Origin of the sequence: Flavobacterium sediminilitoris (assembly GCF_023008245.1) — a bacterium.
Taxonomy (GTDB): Bacteria; Bacteroidota; Bacteroidia; order Flavobacteriales; family Flavobacteriaceae; genus Flavobacterium; species Flavobacterium sediminilitoris.
The window spans coordinates 2,025,153-2,046,343 of the sequence record NZ_CP090145.1 but is presented as its reverse complement, the minus strand read 5'-3'; the positions used below and the strand labels follow the sequence as shown (position 1 = coordinate 2,046,343).

Sequence of the window (21,191 nt, the reverse complement as noted above, 5' to 3'; positions counted from 1 at the left end):
TTTAAAATTTAACATCAACACCGAAAGTATAAATTCTTGGTGTAGGATATTCATATTGTGCAATATTATTATCATCTTCAGGATCAAACCCAGTAAACTTAGTCCATGTAGCTAAATTTTGTGCTTGAGCATAAATTCTTATATTATCAATATACTTAATTCCTGATAAAGCTTTCTTAGAAAAAGAATATCCTACTTGAACATTTCTAAATCTTAAATAAGATGCATCTTCAATATCTTTTGAAGAAAACTCTCTATTATATTGATAACTTTGAATCTCTGTAATATCGCCAGGATTTTGCCACATATTTAACATTGCTGTTGACAAATTATACTGAGCAAAATTTGGATTCTCTTGGAAGAATGTTTGATTATTGTATCTAAAATAATCACCCGCAAAAGTAAAAAGTGTAGAAAAATCAAAACCTTTATAACTTAATCTATGACCAAAACCTCCTGAATAAACAGGCTCATAAGTTCCCCAATTAGCTGTAGCATTATCATCTGAGAAATTATTAGTTACATTACCATTTGAATCATAGTATAATGGCTCACCATTTGCTGGATTAACACCTGCCCATCCAACTGCAAAATGAGATCCAAAAGGAAGACCCTCTCTAACAATTGAAGTTCCTAAAACAAACTCAGATACTTGACCTAAGCTTTCGATATTATTTTTATTATAATTGAAATTACCATAAAGACTAAAAGACAAGTTATCATTTCTAACTATGAAACCTTCTAAATTAACATCAAAACCTTTATTACTCATTTTACCAGCATTAACATCTAATACTCCTAAACCAGATTCTAAAGGAAGAGTTTGTTGAATAAATAATTTATCTGTAGTATTATTGTAATACTCAACAGTACCTGTTAACCTTCTATTAAAAATAGCAAAATCAACACCTATATTAGCTTTTGTTCCTTCTTCCCATTGTAATTGAGGGTTTGGAATTGATGTTTGACCTATACCTGAAGCACCTCCATAAGCAAAACCAGTTCCTCCCCAAGTAGCAAACTGTTGAAATGAATTAATACCTTGTTGATTTCCTGTTGTACCATAACTTACACGTAAACGTAATTCTTGAAATAAACTATTATTTTCCATAAACGCTTCACGGTGAATATTCCAACTTGAACCTACTGACCAGAAAGTTCCCCATTTGTTTGCATCAGAAAATCTATTTGACGCATCACGTCTAAAAGACAAATCTAATTTATATCTATCATCATAACCATACTTAACAACTCCAAAATACGACAACAAACCATTTTCAACGTCAGTACCTCTAGTTGCAGGAATTAATCCATTAGCCGTTGAACCAGTTGTTATACCTGAAGGATATCCAACCAGTGAAGGATTTATACCATAACCAGTAAATCCACCTGATTTAAAATGCTCCTTAATATATTCTAAAAAGACACTAGCTTCAAAATCATGCTTTTCAGCAAAAGTATTAGAATAAACTAACCTTGAAGTTGTATTAAATTTAGCAAAATAATCATTATCTTGTCTATAAAAACCTCTATTTCCAGGGGTAGTACTAATACCTGATTGTGTAGCTGGGTCAGCTGATCTTACTGTATAATTATTCGTAAAATCAACACCAAAATCAACTCTAGCTTTTAAATTTCTAGCTAATTCTCTCTCTCCATAAACAGAACCAACAACCTTAATCTGATTACGATATCTCTGATTTTCAACTAAATTCTCATAAGCATTAGGACCAACACGTCCTGGACCTACAGCATAAGAACCATCCGCATTATATACAGGATGATAAGGAGAACCTAAATAAGCCGCAGCATAAGGATTTTGAAGAGCAACAGCACCTTCACTATCAATCTCATTTTGCTTTGAAAAATTAAGCGAAATATTATACCCTAATGTTGTTTTATCAGAAGCTTTATTCTCCATATTTGACCTAAAAGTAAATCGCTGTAAATCAGATCTTTCAGCAATACCTTCTTGTTCAAAATAGCTTAAAGAGTTATAAAAACGTGTCTTCTCTGAACCACCTCTAACACTTAATTCATGAGAAGTTGTTTTTCCTGTTCTGAAGAATACATCAGCCCAATCCGTATTAACTTTTGCAATTTCTGCAATTTCTGCATCTGTTTTTCCTGCTCCTAATCCACTTCCTATTAATCTTTGGAAATTTAACAACTGAAACGAATCCATCATTTCAAAGTTTGGCTTCCCGATTTGAGTAAATCCAATTTGTGAACGATACGTAAATTGAGTATCTTCATTAAATTTACCTTTTTTACTAGTAATTACAATTACACCCCCAGAAGCTCTAGAACCGTATATAGATGTTGAAGAAGCATCTTTTAAAACAGATACATTTTCAAAATCATTTGCGTTTAAAGATGCAAAATCACCTGCTGAAATTGGCACACCATCTAAAATATATAAAGGATTATTACCTCCATTTATCGAAGATGTACCTCTAATTCTAACTTTAGCCGCTCTACCAGGCTGACCAGAACCAGACTGAACAGTTATACCAGGTGCTTGCCCTTGTAAAATTTGATCGAAAGACCCTAATGGAACATTTTCAATTGTTTCAGCCTTAATAGTTGAGATAGATCCCGTTACTTTCCCTCGAGTCTCAGAAAAATAACCACTAACAACAACTTCGTTCCCTTTAATTACATCATCTTCTAATGTTACATTATACTGAGAAGATTGTCCAACTTGTACAGTAAGAGTCTTCTTACCTACAAAGCTAAAAACTAAAACATCACCTTGTGAAGCCTTAATAGAATAGTTACCATCAAAATCTGCAGTAACCCCTCTTGAAGTACCCTTAACCACAACATTAGCTCCAGGAATCGGACCTAATTCATCGGACACAGTACCTCTTATTTCTTTTTCTTGCGAAAAAGAGAATTGAATAAAAATCGCCAAAATAAGCGTAGAAATCCATTTAAATTTTGATCTCATATTTAATTTTTTTGAGTTAGTTAATAGACAAATTTGATGATTTTTTTTTAATAATCCAAATTTTACACATCATACTGAAAAAATAATACCTTTTTTAACACAACTCTACAAAACAACCAGCTGATAATAAACAAAATAGAGAAGAACAACCTTTAAAATAACTAACAAATAAACATTACAAAATAAAATTTTTCATATTATTACAGCGCAAAAAACACCAATCCACATAAAAAATTAACACAAAAATTAAACAAACTTAATTCCAACAGCCATTCATCTTCACGTATACTCTTAAAAAACTACTCCTCTTCAACAAACCCAAAAATATTAACTTGAAAAACACCCAACACTGTTTCAAACAAAAAGGACAGTATAAATATTTATACTGTCCTTTTTGTTTGAAACCTTAACATAACTTTAAGAGATTAACTTTTCACTTCCAAAGAGTTAATTTTTAATCATTTTCTCGTAATACATTTTACCATCAACATTTATTCCTACAAAATAGACCCCTTTAACTAAATCAGACACATTAAACTGTACATTATTATTTATAATATCAAAGTCCAAGAACTGTTTAACAACTCTAGCTTGCATATCTAAAATCAAAACCTGATTTAACCCATCTAAATTTCTAGAATTTAATTTTAAATTCAAAACATCATTTAATAATGGGTTTGGATATACCTGAAACCCTAATACAGAAATATCATTCTTTGGAGTACTTAAAACCTGATTTACACCAGAAACAACCAAAGAAAAATTCTGACTTCCACCTACAAGATTCCCTTTATGAGAAACAACTATCTGATAGTCACCAGAAGGATTTAAAACATCGACTGATTCCACATTATCATAAGGATTATCATCTCTTATTGCTCCACTTTGCACAAAATAACTATTTAAAACCCATGGATAATTAATTTCAGCTCCTTTAACAACCCTAACATCTAAATCATTAACTAATCTTGAAGTCGTTTGATCAACCACACCCGTATTAATAGAACCCGATGGATCAGTCCACACAACAGTAATTCTTAATGGAGATGAACCATCATAAGTTATATCCTTAGTAAAAGTTTGCCCATTTAACAAATTCAACTCTTCAATTATAGCCCCTCCATTATTTTTATTAGTTATAACTTCAACCCCTTTTTTTGCATTTATCAATCCCCATCCAAACTTATAATCTGGTCCTTCAAAATCACCTGCTTCATCCGCAGAGTTTATCATAACAGCTTTTAATGTTGAGGCTCTCATAAAATTTTGATACAAATTATTATAATGTTGTTGAAACAATGTCAAAACAGCAGTAACAGCTGGAGAAGCCATTGATGTTCCGCTCTTAGTTCCATAATCAATGTCTGAATCCGAATCCAAAGACAACACATTAACACCTTTAGCAGAAATATCTGGTTTTATCCTATAATCATCTGTTGGCCCCCAACTACTAAAAGAACTCATAACAACCGAGCTCGCATCGGTATAATTATTAACCTGACCTACTGCTGCTACAACAATTGTGTTTTTTGAATTCTTATTTCCTACCAACAAGTCTCTTCCTCCTTTTGTATCCACTGCTTTTCCTCTATCATTACCGGCAGAAAGCACAGCTTGATAATAAGGCGCATTAAAATGTATATCATCCCATTCTTTTGACTGTGAAATATACGCTCCTAGATAATAAGTTGGCGCATCTGTTGCAGGAATACCATAAGAATGATTTGAAAGTATCAAACCCTCAGAGACCTGACTAATTATTTCTGGTTCATCATTAGCAAACGTATTACCCCATACCTGAGCCTCATAAGCAAGCCCTTTTGCTGCTGGATTATTTTGACCAGAAGAAATTATAGTCCCTGCCACGTGAACCGCATGAGAAGTTTCTTCATCTGAAACAGAAAACACTTGATTATCTTTCCAAACTACTCGATTACTCCCTAAATCCAAATGAGTTCTACGTATAGGACCTCCATCCCAAACACCAACAATCATATTTTGACCATTTAAATCCAATCCTTCACTTCCTCCTGTATTAATAGCATCAACTCTCGCCGTAACAGCAGAACCAGCATTATGTGTCATATAATAAATTGGAAAATCTCCATCAAAATACATCAACTCATAATAACTCCCTTTATCATCTACAAAGCTCTCTTTAATACCTAATCTTGCAACTTTATTTCTTACAATTTCTTTATTTCTAAGATTTCTCTCTGTGAGTCTTTTTTTTAAATCATCTAACTTTTCCAAGTCATAATTAGAAACTATCTCAGATCTTTGTTTCAGTGTTTGCGAATAAGATATAAGATTCAAAAGCAAGCAAGTCAATAACGTAATATTTTTTTTCATCTCTTATAATTTTCAACAAAAATATAAAATAATAAATATACTCCAACAAATATTACACTTTATAGATGTTAAAACCGCAAAAAGGTTGCGTAAAAATTATATTTTTGCAAAAAAAAAATGTTAATCAATCGACATACATCTTTTACTTTTGAATGTGGAACAGATGAAGCTGGGAGAGGTTGCCTCGCTGGCCCGGTAACTGCTGCTGCTGTAATTCTTCCTATAGAATTCAAATCGGTTTTACTAAACGATTCCAAGCAGCTATCAGAAAAAAATAGATTTAAATTAAAACCAATTATAGAAGAAGAAGCTTTAGCTTTTTCTTTTACACATATCTATAATGAGGAAATTGACGAAATAAATATATTGAATGCTTCAATGAAAGCAATGCAAGAATCTATTTTAAAATTAAAAACGACTCCAGAATACATTATTGTAGACGGGAACAGGGCTATTTTCTCAAAATTAAACCTAAAGAATACTCATGGTAAAAAATTCACACTTGAAGAAATTGATTTTTTAAAAAAAATTCCTAATGAAAGCATAATAAAAGGTGACTCTAAATATTTAAGTATTGCAGCTGCTTCTGTTTTAGCAAAAACATATAGAGATGAATATATGGATAAAATTCATGAAGAATTTCCAATGTATAATTGGAAAAAAAACAAAGGATACCCTACAAAAGAACATCGTGAAGCCATAAAAAAATATGGTCCCACAAAATATCATAGAATAAGTTTTAAATTATTACCCGAACAATTAACTTTAGATTTATAAACCTTTATAACTACTAAATTCCGCTTCAAATAGTTCTGAAAAATGCTTTACAACTTTCTCTTTTACTAAATTTTCATCTATTTGAGCATTTAATTCAGCATGCATTGAAGTAACCGCTTTTCCTTTTATACCACACGGAATAATATTATCAAAAAAACCTAAATCTGCATTAACATTTAATGCAAATCCATGCATAGTTACCCAACGACTTGCGCGAACTCCCATAGCGCAAATTTTCCTTGCAAACGGAGTTCCTACATCTAGCCATACTCCTGTTTCTCCTTCACTTCGAGTTCCTATTATATCATATTCCGCTAATGTTAAAATTATAGCTTCTTCTAAAAAGCGCAAATACTTATGTATATCAGTAAAAAAATTTTCTAAATCCAAAATAGGATAACCTACTATTTGACCTGGTCCATGATATGTTATATCTCCTCCTCTATTTATCTTATAAAAAGTAGCTCCTTTTGCTTCTAATTGTTTTTCTGAAAGTAATAAGTTTGATAAATCCCCACTTTTTCCTAATGTATATACATGTGGATGCTCTACGAAAAGAAAATAATTAGGAGTTTGAAGATTTGCTTCTTCCCTTCGGTTTCTAACTTTTACATCAATAATTCCTTTAAATAATTCTTCTTGATAATCCCAAACCTCTTGATAATCTTTATATCCTAGATCTTGCAGTTGTATTTTTTTATTTTGAATCACAATGAGTGTATTGAAAATTAGTATTGCAAATATACGAATACTTTCCTTTTTAGCCCTGACAGAAATGGCATCCTTTTTTGAAAAAAAAGATAAAATGCAAGGCAGGAAAACGGAAAGCAAGAACATCCAAACTATTCGCTACAAAAATCCTTAATATTGAAACTCTAAACTTGAATCTTGTAACAAAATCTATTATCTTTGCTCGCTTAATTACAATTAATATATTAATTATATGCAACTTTCAGAACAAGAAATCATTAGAAGAGAAAAGCTTAAAGCTTTACGTGAACTTGGCATCAACCCTTATCCTGCGGACTTATTCCCTGTGAATCATACTTCGAAACAGATTAAGGAAACTTTTGAAGAAAATAAAAAGGTTGTAGTTGCTGGAAGATTAATGAGTGTTCGCGATCAAGGTAAAGCTGCTTTTGCTGAACTACAAGATAGTGAAGGAAGAATCCAATTGTATTTAAATAGAGATATTATTTGTGAAGGTGAGGACAAAACGTTATACAATCAGGTTTTTAAAAAACTAACCGATTTAGGCGATTTTATAGGTATTGAAGGAGAATTGTTTACTACAAAAGTAGGAGCAAAATGTATTCGCGTGGAAAATATAACTTTTCTAAGCAAAACATTACGTCCATTACCTCTACCAAAAACAGATGACGAAGGTCAGGTTTTTGATGCTTTTGTTGATCCAGAATTGAGATACAGAATGCGTTATGTAGATTTGGTTGTAAATCCACAAGTAAAAGAGGTATTTAAAAAGCGAACAAAATTATTTAACGCTATGCGCTCTTTCTTTAATGAAGCAGGCTATATGGAGGTTGAAACACCTGTTTTACAATCAATTGCTGGCGGAGCAGCAGCAAGACCTTTTATAACACATCATAACAGTTTAGACATCCCATTATACATGAGGATTGCTAACGAATTATACCTAAAAAGATTAATTGTAGGTGGCTTTGATGGTGTTTATGAATTCTCAAAAAATTTCCGTAATGAAGGAATGGATAGAACACATAATCCAGAATTCACAGCAATGGAGATCTATGTAGCTTACAAAGATTACAACTGGATGATGGAATTTACAGAGAATTTATTAGAACATTGTGCTTTACAAGTAAATGGAACAACTGAAGTAGTTTTTGGAGATAAAAATGTGAATTTCAAAGCACCTTATGCTCGTGTGACCATGACTGATGCTATTAAACAATTTACAGGTTTTGATATTACTGGAAAAACCGAAGCTGAATTATTTGAAGCAGCTAAATCTATGGGAATTCAGGTAGATGAAACTATGGGTAAAGGAAAATTAATTGATGAAATTTTTGGTGAAAAATGTGAAGGAAATTTTATCCAACCAACATTCATTACAGATTATCCAAAAGAAATGTCTCCATTATGTAAAGAACACAGAGATAATCCTGATTTAACTGAGCGTTTTGAATTAATGGTTTGTGGAAAAGAAATCGCAAATGCTTATTCTGAGTTAAACGACCCTATTGATCAAAGAGAACGTTTTGAAAATCAAATGGCTCTTGCTGAGAAAGGTGATGATGAAGCAAATGGAATTATTGATGAAGATTTCCTACGTGCTTTAGAATATGGTATGCCTCCAACATCTGGATTAGGAATTGGAATGGATAGATTAATGATGTTTTTAACTAATAATGCATCAATACAAGAAGTTTTATTCTTTCCTCAAATGCGTCCTGAGAAAAAAGGACCTGAATTAACAGAAGATGAAAAACATATCATAGAAATTTTAAAAGCTAATGAAGGAATTGCTATTGGCGATTTAAAAATAAAATCGGAATTAAGTGGCAAAAAATGGGATGCTGCAAGCAAAGGAATCACTAAGCATGGTTTAATGAAAATTAAAGTAGATGGCGATGCTAAAATTGCTGAATATTTAGGGAAATAATTAATTCCTCTAATCAAAAATTTAAAAAAAGGAGCTTTTAAAAGCTCCTTTTTTATATTACAAACTATAATTCAAATTCACACTCCAACGATAATTTGCTTTTACATTTCCGCCAGTAAGATTTTGATTTATAGGCAACATAGCATTAGCTCCAAAAGAAAATTGATCTTTTCCTACTTCAAAACCAATTTTACTAAATAAAATATCTCCAGCCGTATTTCTAAGTTTTTGATTATGCTGATAATTATCTGCATATACTTCTCCTGCAATTCCTATTTGTGGTGCAATAACGAATTTTGATGCTTCATACCAATAAAACAACGTACTTGCATAGTTTAATTGATTACCAAAACGATAATTCTTATCATTTTCCGTCTTAATCACATAATTTAGCATAGAATTTAACCCAAATTGTTTATGTTTAATTACATATTCTGTTGCTAAAAGATAATCCCAACTTCCTGTTCCTACTTGAAAACTTGGATTTACTGCTCCTGAGTTTGTTTCATCAAACGTTCCTGTTGGTATTTTTACTCCTGTTCCAATTTGCAAAGAATGTACAAAAGAAGTACTATCTTTTTTAGTTTCATAAAGTTGATACATCGCTAAAACTGTGATATCTCCTAAACCATCTATATTTTGTCTTCCAACAGCTCTTTCTCTAGAATGGAAATGATACGGAATTAAAGTTGAAACTTGCACGTTTTTTATCACTGGAATTCTTGCCCAAAGTTGAACTGTATTAAAATCTTCTTTGTACCAAGGAGAATTACTATATAAACCATCATTACTTTCATAAGATTGATTAAAATAGCGAATCCCTACAAAATTAGTGTTTAACATAGAAGCAAAACCCATACTTCCTCCGCTTGCAGAACAACCACAAGCATCGCAAAAATCATATTTTTCAAACTGAATATGGTGTTTTAAAAATGGATTTTCTATCGAAAGCGTATCTTTCTCTTTAGCAAAACCAAATTGAAAGATAAGTACAAAAATTATTATTATTTTCTTCATTTTTTTAATATTCTGAAAAGCGACTATCTGTTAAGTATTCATAGTCTGTTAGTGTTTTTAAAAATGCAATAAGTTGTGTTTTTTCTATATTTGTTAATGGAATTCCTAATGTTCCATTTTCATTTAAAGAAGCATCTAATGTTGTAGAATTAACCACTCCAGAATTATAATGATTTAAAACTGCTTCTAAAGTAAAAAAGCGTCCATCATGCATATAAGGTGCTGTTTTTTCAATATTTCTTAAACTTGGCACTTTAAATTTGTATTTATCCTGCTCTAACTCTGTAACTCTATACCTTCCTACATCATTAATAACTGGATTTATAGCTAAACCATTATTTCTGTATGAATTATCAGTAAACATATCTGTTGCATGACAAGAAGCACATTTTTGATTAAATAGATTATATCCTTCTAGCTCATCGTTTGTTAATACTCCTCCTTCTTCATTTCTTCTGAATTTATCAAATTTAGAATTGGAAGATGTTACCATAACCATGAATTGCCCCAAAGCTTTTAGCATATTTTCCGAATTAATTTCTCCATCTGGGAAAGCTTGTTTAAATAGTTTTTGATATTGAGCATCTGCTTTCATCATACTTACAGCATCTGCAAAATTCCCATTCATTTCTATTTCACTAGTTAATGGAATTATTGGTTGTAAATCTAAATGTGTTGTTGCTCCATCCCACATATAAGCACTTTGAAAAGCTAAATTCTGTATAGGTGGTGTATTTCGAGTTCCTATATTATCTCCTACTCCATGACTAAAGGTATGCCCATGATGCGTAAATGCATCTTCTTGAATATGACAAAATCCACATGAAACGATTCCATCTGAAGCCAAACGACCTTCATAAAATAGTTTCTTTCCTAATTCAAATCCTTTTTCTGTCAATGGATTATTGGATAAATCATAAGATAAAGGTGGAAAATTATCTGGAACTTGAAACGCTATAGGTATATTTTGATATTCATCATCATTACTTTCGCTTGAACAACTAAAAAGAATAGGAAAAAAGAGCAATATTATATATTTTGCTTTCATTTTTTTATCATTTTTAAATAAAAGCTGTTGATAAGAACCAACAGCTTTTATAATTATTTAGTCATTGTGAACATGATGTACTTCAAACATATTTGAAATATTAGCCGTAATTAAAGCTAGTTTATTCCCTCCCATTATGGTTGCTTGTTCTGAAAGATTTATTTTATTAGTTCCATCAATTAATTGAGATAAATCAGTCATAATATGTACTTGAGGAACAATATTTTCTCTTACTAAAGCATTATCAGGCAAATCTAATGTTACAGCCGTGTAATTATAATTATCACCCGTTTTTCCTGTATGCACTTTAAATTGAGTATCAGAAATTACTGTTGTAGATGTAAAAGTTCCTTCAAAAGCAACAAACTTATATCCTGCACTCCAAGACCACATCATTCCTGCAGTTTGCGCTATTTCTAAAAAATTGCCTTGTCCTGTTGCTCCTAAATTAAATTGCTCTTCATCTACTCCTATTCCAAAGGTTACTTTTGTATAATTTCCTACTGGAATATTTGGAATTTGAACTAAAGTTGTTGCTGGTGTTAGCTCATCTATAAGAAAATAACTCTCGCTCTTAGGAACTGTATAGATAGAACCATCTTCTTTTGTTAATTGCACATTACTAACAATATATTTTGCTTTTGTAACTTTAATAACTTCTCCGTTTGAATTTGTATAAGGTGTGTTTGCTGCAAAATTTGCATCGTTATATATTTGATCAAATTCTAATTTTATACTTCCTATACTCTCTTTATTTACAACCTCATCATCATTAGAACATGAAGTTAACACTAAGAATACTGACAATAAAGCTATTATGTTTTTAAATTGAAATTTCATTATAATCTATTTTTATTTTTTATTAAAGTTGATGTGTTTGATTAAAAAATTCTTCAAACAATTTTGGACATAAGAATCCTAACTAACTCAAAAATTGAATTAATTTAATAACGCTTTTAAGAACAAGCCTAATTAAACATTCTAAAGGATTATTCTTTTCGTAAAACTTTAAGAAATAAAAATAGGAGGATGAAATATTGAATATAAAGCAACCGATTTGTACAAATCTTGATAGAAAGTTTGCTTTATTTTATCTAAAAAACTAAAGTTAAACATAACATTTAACTCGTCAATTTCTTTACAAAACAGCAATTCAATTTCTTGATGTGTTGTTTGTTTTTTGTCTGATGAAATTGGTTTTTCAGATTCTGAAGCTTTTGCGAGTTCTTTTGTTAAATGACACTTACCATTACAGTTAAGTTCTGGTTTTGCAACATTTTCACAAAGTTCAGTTGCAATATATTCATAATTAACAATATAATCCAATACTGGAATTACCGGTTTCACCAGTATAAATAATGCTAAAATGAACATTGTTTTTCTCACAATGCAAATATACAAACGAGAATAGAAAAACTAACTGATTAATTTCAATTTTATTTTTTTATGGATTATCAATTAAACTTTTTTAAAAATTATCTATCTAATAATTAAATCATTAAAAAATAATAATTATGAAAAAAGTATTTCTAACACTAGTTATACTAGTTAGCACATTAGCATTTTCTCAATCAAAAGAGAACAGAAAAGAAAGAATGGATTCTGAAAAAATGGCTGAACTTCATGTAAAAAAAATGACATTAGATTTAGACTTAACAGAAAAGCAGCAAAAAGAGATTAAACCTATTTTCTTGGAACAAGCTAAAAAAAGAGAAGCGAAAAGAAATGAATTAAAAATGCGTAAAGAAAAAGGAGAAAAATTATCTAGCGATGAGCGATTTGAAATGAAAAACAAAGCTTTGGACAACCAAATTGAAATGAAGAGTAAATTAAAAAACATATTAACTCCTGCTCAAATGGAAAAATGGGAAAACAATAAAAAAAAACGATCAAATAAAGCGAAAAAACATGCTAAACGAATAAAAAGCGATAAAGATGAAAAGTAAAAATTTAAGATATTTTTTGGATTAGAACTAAAAATAATATAGATTTGGTGGTTAATAATTACAAATCCTTTAAAAAATGAAAAAAATATTTGCTTTTGTGGTTTTATTCTTTGCTTTCACTATGAGTTCATTTGCTCAACAAGAAGAAGTAAGAGAAGAGATTGCTTTATTAGCTAAAAGTGATGCTAAAGAGATTACTGAATACCTAGAATTAGGCGATACTGAATTAAGCGATTTCTATAGGTTATTTTATTATAAGCATGATGAACTTTCAAAAAGTACAAACGAGGAGCGCAAAGCTGTTATATCAAAATCAGTAAAAGCGAGTATTGAAGCATCAATTACTCCAGATAAATTAAAAAAATTGAATACTAATCCAAAACTTTTCAAAAAGTTAACTCATTAAAAAAAGTCCTGCAAATGCAGGACTTTTTTATGAATTTAAATCCTTAATCAATTCTAAAAGAACCATAATCAAAACTTAATATCTGAGACTAAATATTTTATTCGTTAATTTTCTTATAAAAAAAGAAAAAACAAGTAAATATCTATTTTTGATTTGTATTTTTGAATCAATAATTACCGCATGAGATATTTTACAATTTTACTTTTTGCATTACTATCTAATTTGGCATTTAGCCAAAATGATACTTTGACAACAACTCTTCATGGGACAGTTGTTCATAATGAAACAAAGTTACCAATAAACAACGTACACGTTATAAACACTACAAAAGTAAGTGGAACTATAAGTGATGGAAATGGTTATTTTGAAATCAATGCAAAAATAAATGACACTTTGTTATTCTCTTATTTAGGATTTGAAACTTTAAAAGTAAAAGTTACCAATGACTGGGTAAAAAATAAATCTTCAAAAATTACACTTACAGAAAAAGCGTATGCGCTTGAGGAAGTGATTATTTCTAAATATAATTTAACAGGTTATGTTGAAGTTGATACAAAACTTATTCCTGTTGATGAAAACACCTATAGATACAGTATTTCTGGCCTTGATGCGGGTTATGAAGCTGGAGACAAATCGCCAAGTGCTGTTACAAAAGTTTTAGGTGCCATTTTCAATCCTGCTGATTTTCTCTATAATGCTTTTGGTAAAAGACCAAAACAAATGAGAAAACTTAGAGAAATGAAAAAAGATGATACTGTACGTGAATTACTTTCAACAAAATTTGATAGAGAAACTCTTGCTGCACTTTTAGAAATAGACAAAGACGATATTCCTCTTATTCTTCAAAACTGTAATTATTCGGAATATTTTATAAAATCGGCTAATGATTTACAAATTCTTGAAGCTATTAGTTCTTGCTATGAAGAATATAAAATTCTAAAGAAAAACAAATAATTTTTGGAAAACAGAAAATAATAATTCGTGTTTTTTTTATAAGAGATTATCTTTTTCACGAAATCTACTTTCCACAAAATCAATGTCTTTTATTGTTTTCCTAGTCCAATCTAATCGTTTTTGAATAATTTCTTCTTCTGTAAGATTCCAATTAATATTAGAATTTCGAAGTCTGTTTGTCAAATCTTGAATGATTATAGCTGCTGAAACAGAAATATTTAAACTTTCAGTAAATCCTACCATTGGAATTTTTAAATATCCATCTGCATTTTTCATTACGTCTTCAGATAATCCTTCTTTTTCTGTTCCAAAAAATAAAGCAGAAGGTTTTGTTATATCAAACTCATGAAGGAAGCAAGATTCATTATGCGGTGTTGTGGCTATAATTTGATAACCTTTCCCTCTTAATGCATCAATACATGATTTATTGCTAGAAAATTCATTAATATCTACCCATTTCTCTGCTCCTAAAGCAATTTGTTTATCAATAGTTTTGCTGTATTTTTGTTCAATAACATTTAACTCTTGTATTCCAAAAACTTCACAACTACGCATTACAGCGCTAGTATTATGCATTTGATATACATCTTCTACAGCAACAGTAAAGTGTTTGGTTCTATTTTTAAGAATGTCTAAAAACCGTTGTTTTCTATTCTCTGAAATAAAACCTTCTAAATATTCTAATAACGCTACATCTTTTTTCATGGGGTTCAAATTTATAAAACCCTAAGTGAACTTAAAAACTATAGGTCATTTTTATTTTAGCAAAAAATGGTGTTCCTGGTGTAAAATGAATTTCTTCTACACTTTGCGATTCGGTTTGCAACTGTGATTCTGTTAAAAATTGAGTTTCATTCCACTTAGTATCAAAAACATTATTAACAATTACACCTATTTGAATGGATTTATTAATTTGATAATTTAATGATAAATCAGAAATAAAATAACCATTTGCTACAACAGAGTTATTTTCATTAGCTGGACGATCTCCTAAAAATCGATATTGCATATTTCCTGAAAACTTTTTATAATTTTTAATACTTATTCCTCCTGTAGAAGTAAAATTTGGAGCTAATGGAATATAATCAAATCCGTTTGGCTCATCAATACTTCTTGCAAACGCATAATTAGCATCAAAATCAAAAAACACAAAGTCATTTAACTGATAACGAATTCCAAGATCCGCTCCTATTCTTCTTGATTTTCCTGATGGCTCAACAATACCTTCATCTCCTACATAAACAAATTCTTGATTTGAAAATAAACTCCAAATAGCTGTATTAATAATTAAATTAGAATTGGGTTTCCAAATTGTTCCTAAGTCGGCTCCAAAAACAGATGGTAATATCTCTTTATCTTCTTGCAGCACTACTCTTGTGTCGTTTGAATGAAATCCTAGTCCTGTTTTTAAGAAATAAACTATTTTTTCATTTTGAGCATAACTAAAATTTAGCTTTGGTAATATTTTTGCTTTATCATTTGAAAGTGTTTTATAAGTAGATGCTAATTTATCTTGATAATTAAATTTAAAATACTCTAATCGTAATCCTGGATTAATTGTAAATTTTTCAAATTGGAAATTAGTATTTATATATCCGAAAAAGTTTGATTCTTCAATATCTCCATATTGTATATAATTTAAAACTGTATTTCTATTTAATGTATGCGACAATTCAGAATCCTTAGTTGAATTCACTTTTACTCCTACTCCTGATTGAATTTTTAAGTTATAATTGGTAAACACTTTGTTTGTACTATACTCTGTATTAAATCCATAAAGAGTTCTATTTTCATTTTGCTTAATTTGATCTCCATTTACTGGATCATTTAAGAAAAAAGTGAAGTTTGAAAATAATGTAAAATCATATTTTGAGAAATAAGCATTTGTTTTCACAAAACTATTTTCATCAATCATTTTGTCCATTGAAAAAGCCAAATTTGTTCTAGATGTAAAACCGCCTTCTGTATCATCAACCGCTCCAAAACGAGAGATTGTTCCATCATTAACTAAACGCATTGGAATTTGCCCAGAAGCGTCCCATTTACTTGTAAAATGCGATCCTATGAAACTTAATTTTGTTTGATTTTCTAAAATGGTTGTGTATTTTCCAAAAAGATTAAAACGATTAAAGTTTTGAGGAGATTCAAATGGCCCATCTGTAACAATATATTCTGTGGCAATATAAGCGTTTGATTTTGGGGAATTCCCTAACAAATCAAATAACCCAACTGTTCTAATAGTATTAAATTGACCTACTTCTAAACTTATTTTACTTTCATTTAATTTATCTTTTGAAACAAAATCTACATAACCTGCTGTTGCAAAGTTTCCTTTTGAAGCTGTATAAGGCCCTTTTCCAAAATCAATTTTATTAATTACTTCTGGAATTACAAAATGTAAATCGGCATAACCTTGTCCGTGAGCATGAGATACCATATTTACAGGAATTCCATCGGCAGTAATTGCAATGTCTGTTCCATGATCTATATCGAAGCCTCTCAAAAACAACTGCTCTGCTTTTCCACCACCTGCATGTTGACCTATAAATAGTCCTGGAACTTTTTTAAGAATTTCTTGAGATGAGTTTACTGGATTCGTAGTCAAATCCATTTTCATGATATTGGAATTAATGTTAACATTTGGTGAAAGTGTAATTTCAGAAAGCTTAAATATTTCTTCTTCCATCGTTAATACTACTTTTTTATCTAATTGAGAAACATTAAAATTTATTGATTTATATCCTAATTTTGTTAGTTTAAAAGTATCATTAATGGTTACATTTGAAAAGGTAAAATTTCCAAATTCATTTGTGTGTGCATGTGCTTCTGTCGATTCATTATACACATAAACATCTGCAATTGAATTTCCAAAAGCATCTATTACTTTTCCATTAAATTTCTGAGAATAACCAAAAATGGAGCATAAAATAGTTGTCGTTAAATAAAAATAGAGTTTCATTTGGCATTTGTTTTGTTTGTTTTTTGATAATTTCGATGTGCTTAAGAGATTTCTTATTTACGATTTCATATTATATTCTCATTATTAAAATTTCCAAATTTGGACCTAATTCATATATACTAGATAATAATTCTTCTTTATTCGAATTTTCTTTCGTTAGCATATCATTAGCTTTTAAAATCATTTCATTGTGAAACAAAATCAGCGGTTCCTGAGATTTATTCATAGTGTGCTTTTTAACTATCTTCAATGCTTCATCAAAATCTCCATTTTGGTAATAAGCCCAAGCTAATAAGTCATATGATTCTGGTGTTGGTCTATTTTGAATCTCTTTTTTAGCAATTTCAATTGCTTTTTCAGAATTATCTAAAACTTCAGAATATAATAATGCATTATATTTATTATACATATCTCCATAATTATGATTATTTAACAACTTAAAGTATTCTTCAATATCTAATTTTTGTTCTGTATAATTTGTTGCAAATTCATTCATTTCTGCTCTTAAAAGATACAAATCAGGAACAGTATGCTTTGCTGTAATATGATCGATAATTTCGATTGCTGATTTAGTATCTCTTTCATAAGAAAAAACAATCCAAGCAATTCCTTTTAATGCATAAGCATTTTGATTGTCTATTTGTAGTGTTTTTAAATAATAATCATACGATTCTTTAATACGCCCAGCATGGCCATAAAAATCTGCTATATTTGAATATATCCATAATTTAATGTCTTCTTTCTTAGTTTCTTCAGCGATTTTTTTAGCTTGTTCCATTATTTTAATAGCTGTATCTAAATCTCCTTTATGATCATTCCATTTTGCTAAACGAATTAAATAATCGAAATCTTTAGTATCTTGAATAACATCTAACTTTTTCTCAGCTTCAGTATAATTTCCTAATTCCATATAAACATCAAATAGCATCTTCTCTGTAGATAGTCTATTTTCACCTAATATATATGCTTTTTTCAAATACTCTAATGCCTCTTTAAATCGATGTTGAGAAATATAATTTTTGGCTATAGATCTATGAATACTTGCTTTTTCTCCTCTAACTCTATTATTACAATCTAATAAAAGTTTTTCTGCACGATATAAATCTTGAATATTTCCTTTTATTTCAAATAATTGAGAATATAAACTTGCTAACGAAATTAAATAAGTATATTGATTTGGTGCTGCATTGTATTTTGTTTGCCAAAAATCAATTTCTCTTTTTATATTATTTTCTTTTTCATTTTCTTTCACAATAAGAAAAGCTTGATAATCTTCCTTATTTGTTACTTTAATTTTTTCATCTGAATTACAACTCAAGAATAAGAAAAAAATCAACATTATTGAAGTTGCTTTAATTGTGGTATTTTTCATAATTTTAGTATTTAGTTCGTCTTATTTGAGAATAAGGAGCATCAATAGACACTCCTTATTAGGTTTGGTTAATCAGTTTCTACCAAGGTGAAGCTAAATATGGAAAAGAAGCTAAAAACGTTTTATCATTTGCATTTACATTATCTGAAGTTAATCCTGAATTATCTGTTCCATTTGGACCTCCAAAAATTAACAATAATTCAACATCAATAACATCATCTGCAAGTGCTCTTCCCGACAAGGTATTTGCTGGGTTTCCATCAAAAAAAGTAGTTGTCCCTGTTGTAGAAACGTTTAAAACATCTGTTGCCAAAACTGTTGTAAAAGTAGCTGCATCAAGTCCTAATGCATTTGTTGTATATCCTGAATTTAATGCTAATAATTTTGATTGAAAAGCTGATTGAAATGAAGCTCCCATTGTAGATGGTGTAGTAACATTAAAATTATCCTTGCTAGTTGAACTAACAAAAACAGTATTAATAGCAGGTCTACCCATTTGATCTTGTTGTGTATATGTTCCACTAAAATCTATTGATTCGTTATTGTATGAATCATCGTCATTGTTGCACCCTACGACTAACAAAGCCACTATTAAAGATGCAAATAAAGTTTTATATTGAATTGATTTCATAATTATATTCGTTTTTTAGAGGTTATTATTATTTTCTTTTTGTTTCTACCCAAGTATTCAATCTTCCAGTTCCTCCTAGCATTGTTTTAGGAAGTTCAACAACTATAGACATTACATTTGTTCCTGCAAATGTATCCGTACCAGTAGCATTAAAACTAGAAGCATTACCTGCAATTATCTCTGAATATTGTCCAAAATCAAAGAAAAAAGGATCATCCCTTAAACCTGCAAATAAATTAATTCCAGATTGCAATGAAGTTATCGCAGTTGATCCGTAAGGAGTAATAGCAACACTTCCAAGAGGACTTGACGTTTTAATTGTACTTGAAGTACCTGCTGTTCCTGGTGCCACTGGTCCAAAAAAGTACATTTTTCCATTTCTTGGAATTGCTTGAATAACTAAGTCTTCAACATTATCTCCATTATTATCAATATTAAATTCAACTAATACATTTTCATCAAATGATGATGAAGCACTCATTGTTGGACTTAATAATCCTTTTACATTCGCTACAAAAACTAAATTATTTGTATTAGCTCCTTGAAAAGAATAAAAATCTGTTATATCTGCATTTCCACCTTGAACTGCTGGTGCATCTATATGATCGGCTGCAATTAAAATAGAACCGACTAAGCCTAGTAGTGAAAGTCCTAAGTATAATTTTGAATTTTTCATTTTAATGATTTTTAATGATTTATAACTACAGTTACGAGAACTTTTAACGTTTGGTTTTAAAAAATTGAAAAAATATTTTTTTTTAGTACATTAGTGGTAACTTTACAAACATATGGAACAAGAACTATTAGTTAAGGAACTCCTTAAAAAGGATAATTATTCGTTTACATTATTATATGACAACTATTCTAGGAGTTTATATGGTGTTATTTACAACCTAATTAAAAACAAAGAAGAATCTGAAGACGTACTTCAAGAAGTCTTTGTTAAAATTTGGAATAATATAGACTCCTATAATGAAACTAAAGGTCGTTTATATACTTGGATGCTAAATATTGCTAGAAATACAAGCATTGATAAATTACGATCAAAAGGATATAATAACAGTCAAAAAAACCTTTCCGCAGATAATTTCGTATATATGCTTGAAGACAATTCAAAAGCATTAAATAGAATTGATGCAATTGGCATAAAAAAATTTATCAAAAAATTAAAACCTAAATGTATTCAAATCATTGAATTATTGTTTTTTCAAGGATATACACAGCAAGAAGCATCGGAAGAACTTGAAATACCTTTAGGTACAGTAAAAACAAATAATAGAAATTGTATGAATGAATTAAGAACGATTATCAATGAATAGTAGAGAATACATAGAATCTGGAATTTTAGAATTGTATGTTTTTGGCACACTTACTGAGCAAGAAAACAACGAAGTTCTAGAAATGGCAAAAAATCATATTGATATTCAAGAAGAAATTAAGGCCATAGAAAATGCTGTTATTAATTTATCTCATAGTGTTGCTCCTCACCTTTCCGCAACTAATTATGAGAAAATAAGAAATCAACTTTTAGAAAAAAATAGAGTAATACAATTACAACCTAGAAAAAATTATGCACAATATATGGGTTGGATTGCTGCCGCAGTATTTGTATTAGGTTTTGGTATTCAATTATACAAATTTAATCAATCTAATACTATTATCGAAAGTTTAGCTGTAGATAAAAGCAAAATGCAAGAATCTATCGTAGAATTAGAGTTTCAAAAACAAGATGCTGAAAAAATATTAGCTATTGTAAGAGATAATAATAACATACAAGTAGCTCTTGCAGGACAAGAAGTAGCTCCAAATGCTTTTGCGAAGGCATATTACAACAAAGAAACTAAAGAAGTATATATTGATGCTGCTGGTTTACCAATACCTCCTGAAGGAAAAGTATATCAGGTTTGGGGATTAAAACTAGATCCATTAACGCCTCAAAGTATTGGTTTATTAGACAACTTTACAGCTAGTAATTCAAAGGTTTTCAAAGTAGAAAAAGCTGAAGATGCTGAAGCTTTTGGAATTACTTTAGAACCAGCTGGCGGAAGTGTCAATCCTACACTTGAACAACTTTATACTTTAGGAAAAGTTTAAAAAATTAAAATATGTAAGAATGAATATGCCTCAAAATTTAA

General features: G+C 29.8%; 19 protein-coding genes. 7 read left to right on the top strand and 12 right to left on the bottom strand.

Features of this window, described 5'->3' with window-relative positions; translation table 11 throughout:
- Position 1: 1 nt before the first annotated feature.
- Both LXD69_RS09160 and LXD69_RS09155 read right to left on the bottom strand, forming a co-directional pair.
- On the bottom strand, positions 2-2,953 hold the full coding sequence (locus LXD69_RS09160) for a SusC/RagA family TonB-linked outer membrane protein (RefSeq protein WP_246914764.1): 2,952 nt from the start codon (positions 2,951-2,953) through the stop codon (positions 2-4).
- 447 nt (positions 2,954-3,400) lie between these two features.
- Entirely contained in the window at positions 3,401-5,305 is a 1,905-nt protein-coding gene (locus LXD69_RS09155) for a S8 family serine peptidase (RefSeq protein ID WP_246914761.1), read from the bottom strand.
- Positions 5,306-5,422: 117 nt separating this feature from the next.
- Between LXD69_RS09155 and LXD69_RS09150 the strand changes: the two genes are divergently transcribed.
- A complete protein-coding gene (locus LXD69_RS09150; RefSeq protein ID WP_246914758.1) occupies positions 5,423-6,082 on the top strand; it encodes a ribonuclease HII in 660 nt (219 codons plus the stop codon).
- Here LXD69_RS09150 and lipB read toward each other — a convergent pair.
- Positions 6,077-6,793 (bottom strand): lipoyl(octanoyl) transferase LipB, encoded by a 717-nt coding sequence (gene lipB / locus LXD69_RS09145; RefSeq protein ID WP_235270888.1) that lies wholly within the window; start codon positions 6,791-6,793, stop codon positions 6,077-6,079. The genes LXD69_RS09150 and lipB overlap by 6 nt on opposite strands.
- 232 nt (positions 6,794-7,025) lie before the next feature.
- Between lipB and lysS the strand changes: the two genes are divergently transcribed.
- Positions 7,026-8,723, top strand: coding sequence for a lysine--tRNA ligase (gene lysS, locus LXD69_RS09140; RefSeq protein ID WP_246914756.1), 1,698 nt, complete (start codon positions 7,026-7,028; stop codon positions 8,721-8,723).
- Positions 8,724-8,780: 57 nt separating this feature from the next.
- On the opposite strand, the gene LXD69_RS09135 is transcribed toward lysS, so the two are convergent.
- From LXD69_RS09135 to LXD69_RS09120, 4 genes are all read right to left on the bottom strand, one after another.
- Entirely contained in the window at positions 8,781-9,740 is a 960-nt protein-coding gene (locus LXD69_RS09135) for a transporter (RefSeq protein WP_246914754.1), read from the bottom strand.
- A gap of 4 nt (positions 9,741-9,744) precedes the next feature.
- Entirely contained in the window at positions 9,745-10,788 is a 1,044-nt protein-coding gene (locus tag LXD69_RS09130) for a cytochrome-c peroxidase (protein ID WP_045967663.1), read from the bottom strand.
- Between the two features lie 57 nt (positions 10,789-10,845).
- Positions 10,846-11,628 carry an MbnP family protein gene (locus tag LXD69_RS09125; protein WP_246914751.1) on the bottom strand — a complete coding sequence of 261 codons (783 nt, stop codon included), beginning with the start codon at positions 11,626-11,628 and terminating at the stop codon, positions 10,846-10,848.
- 168 nt (positions 11,629-11,796) lie between these two features.
- Positions 11,797-12,162 (bottom strand): hypothetical protein, encoded by a 366-nt coding sequence (locus LXD69_RS09120; protein WP_246914749.1) that lies wholly within the window; start codon positions 12,160-12,162, stop codon positions 11,797-11,799.
- 140 nt (positions 12,163-12,302) lie between these two features.
- Here LXD69_RS09120 and LXD69_RS09115 point away from each other — a divergent pair, with 140 nt between their 5' ends.
- The 3 genes from LXD69_RS09115 (at position 12,303) to LXD69_RS09105 (ending at position 14,094) form a co-directional block, all read left to right on the top strand.
- Positions 12,303-12,734 carry a hypothetical protein gene (locus tag LXD69_RS09115; RefSeq protein WP_246914746.1) on the top strand — a complete coding sequence of 144 codons (432 nt, stop codon included), beginning with the start codon at positions 12,303-12,305 and terminating at the stop codon, positions 12,732-12,734.
- Positions 12,735-12,810: 76 nt separating this feature from the next.
- Complete coding sequence (locus tag LXD69_RS09110) at positions 12,811-13,140, top strand: hypothetical protein (RefSeq protein WP_246914744.1); 330 nt, start codon at positions 12,811-12,813, stop codon at positions 13,138-13,140.
- Between the two features lie 180 nt (positions 13,141-13,320).
- Positions 13,321-14,094: a carboxypeptidase-like regulatory domain-containing protein gene (locus LXD69_RS09105; RefSeq protein ID WP_045967655.1), complete on the top strand. Its 774-nt coding sequence runs from the start codon at positions 13,321-13,323 to the stop codon at positions 14,092-14,094.
- Between the two features lie 36 nt (positions 14,095-14,130).
- Here LXD69_RS09105 and LXD69_RS09100 read toward each other — a convergent pair whose 3' ends face one another.
- From LXD69_RS09100 to LXD69_RS09080, 5 genes are all read right to left on the bottom strand, one after another.
- Complete coding sequence (locus tag LXD69_RS09100; protein ID WP_246914741.1) at positions 14,131-14,799, bottom strand: TrmH family RNA methyltransferase; 669 nt, start codon at positions 14,797-14,799, stop codon at positions 14,131-14,133.
- Positions 14,800-14,830: 31 nt separating this feature from the next.
- Positions 14,831-17,053 carry a TonB-dependent receptor gene (locus LXD69_RS09095; protein WP_246914739.1) on the bottom strand — a complete coding sequence of 741 codons (2,223 nt, stop codon included), beginning with the start codon at positions 17,051-17,053 and terminating at the stop codon, positions 14,831-14,833.
- Between the two features lie 70 nt (positions 17,054-17,123).
- Entirely contained in the window at positions 17,124-18,425 is a 1,302-nt protein-coding gene (locus tag LXD69_RS09090) for a tetratricopeptide repeat protein (RefSeq protein ID WP_246914737.1), read from the bottom strand.
- 79 nt (positions 18,426-18,504) lie between these two features.
- Positions 18,505-19,056, bottom strand: coding sequence for a DUF4331 family protein (locus tag LXD69_RS09085; RefSeq protein ID WP_045967652.1), 552 nt, complete (start codon positions 19,054-19,056; stop codon positions 18,505-18,507).
- Between the two features lie 28 nt (positions 19,057-19,084).
- Positions 19,085-19,732 carry a DUF4331 family protein gene (locus LXD69_RS09080; RefSeq protein ID WP_246914734.1) on the bottom strand — a complete coding sequence of 216 codons (648 nt, stop codon included), beginning with the start codon at positions 19,730-19,732 and terminating at the stop codon, positions 19,085-19,087.
- A gap of 112 nt (positions 19,733-19,844) precedes the next feature.
- Between LXD69_RS09080 and LXD69_RS09075 the strand changes: the two genes are divergently transcribed.
- Both LXD69_RS09075 and LXD69_RS09070 read left to right on the top strand, forming a co-directional pair.
- The gene (locus LXD69_RS09075) at positions 19,845-20,375 is read left to right on the top strand and encodes an RNA polymerase sigma factor (protein ID WP_246914732.1); all 531 of its coding nucleotides are present in this window, start codon (positions 19,845-19,847) and stop codon (positions 20,373-20,375) included.
- Positions 20,368-21,150, top strand: coding sequence for an anti-sigma factor (locus LXD69_RS09070; protein ID WP_246914729.1), 783 nt, complete (start codon positions 20,368-20,370; stop codon positions 21,148-21,150). Before LXD69_RS09075 ends, LXD69_RS09070 begins: the two co-directional genes overlap by 8 nt.
- The last annotated feature ends 41 nt before the right edge of the window (positions 21,151-21,191 follow it).

Excerpts from the sequence above, each read along its gene's own strand:
- LXD69_RS09080 (WP_246914734.1), bottom strand. The coding sequence starts at position 19,732 with ATGAAAAATTCAAAATTATACTTAGGACTTTCACTACTAGGCTTAGTC.
- LXD69_RS09090 (WP_246914737.1), bottom strand. The coding sequence starts at position 18,425 with ATGAAAAATACCACAATTAAAGCAACTTCAATAATGTTGATTTTTTTC.
- LXD69_RS09110 (WP_246914744.1), top strand. The coding sequence starts at position 12,811 with ATGAAAAAAATATTTGCTTTTGTGGTTTTATTCTTTGCTTTCACTATG.
- LXD69_RS09120 (WP_246914749.1), bottom strand. The coding sequence starts at position 12,162 with ATGTTCATTTTAGCATTATTTATACTGGTGAAACCGGTAATTCCAGTA.
- LXD69_RS09105 (WP_045967655.1), top strand. The coding sequence starts at position 13,321 with ATGAGATATTTTACAATTTTACTTTTTGCATTACTATCTAATTTGGCA.
- LXD69_RS09125 (WP_246914751.1), bottom strand. The coding sequence starts at position 11,628 with ATGAAATTTCAATTTAAAAACATAATAGCTTTATTGTCAGTATTCTTA.
- LXD69_RS09155 (WP_246914761.1), bottom strand. The coding sequence starts at position 5,305 with ATGAAAAAAAATATTACGTTATTGACTTGCTTGCTTTTGAATCTTATA.
- LXD69_RS09095 (WP_246914739.1), bottom strand. The coding sequence starts at position 17,053 with ATGAAACTCTATTTTTATTTAACGACAACTATTTTATGCTCCATTTTT.
- LXD69_RS09150 (WP_246914758.1), top strand. The coding sequence starts at position 5,423 with ATGTTAATCAATCGACATACATCTTTTACTTTTGAATGTGGAACAGAT.
- lysS (WP_246914756.1), top strand. The coding sequence starts at position 7,026 with ATGCAACTTTCAGAACAAGAAATCATTAGAAGAGAAAAGCTTAAAGCT.
- LXD69_RS09100 (WP_246914741.1), bottom strand. The coding sequence starts at position 14,799 with ATGAAAAAAGATGTAGCGTTATTAGAATATTTAGAAGGTTTTATTTCA.
- LXD69_RS09070 (WP_246914729.1), top strand. The coding sequence starts at position 20,368 with ATGAATAGTAGAGAATACATAGAATCTGGAATTTTAGAATTGTATGTT.
- LXD69_RS09085 (WP_045967652.1), bottom strand. The coding sequence starts at position 19,056 with ATGAAATCAATTCAATATAAAACTTTATTTGCATCTTTAATAGTGGCT.
- LXD69_RS09115 (WP_246914746.1), top strand. The coding sequence starts at position 12,303 with ATGAAAAAAGTATTTCTAACACTAGTTATACTAGTTAGCACATTAGCA.
- LXD69_RS09135 (WP_246914754.1), bottom strand. The coding sequence starts at position 9,740 with ATGAAGAAAATAATAATAATTTTTGTACTTATCTTTCAATTTGGTTTT.
- LXD69_RS09160 (WP_246914764.1), bottom strand. The coding sequence starts at position 2,953 with ATGAGATCAAAATTTAAATGGATTTCTACGCTTATTTTGGCGATTTTT.
- LXD69_RS09075 (WP_246914732.1), top strand. The coding sequence starts at position 19,845 with ATGGAACAAGAACTATTAGTTAAGGAACTCCTTAAAAAGGATAATTAT.
- LXD69_RS09130 (WP_045967663.1), bottom strand. The coding sequence starts at position 10,788 with ATGAAAGCAAAATATATAATATTGCTCTTTTTTCCTATTCTTTTTAGT.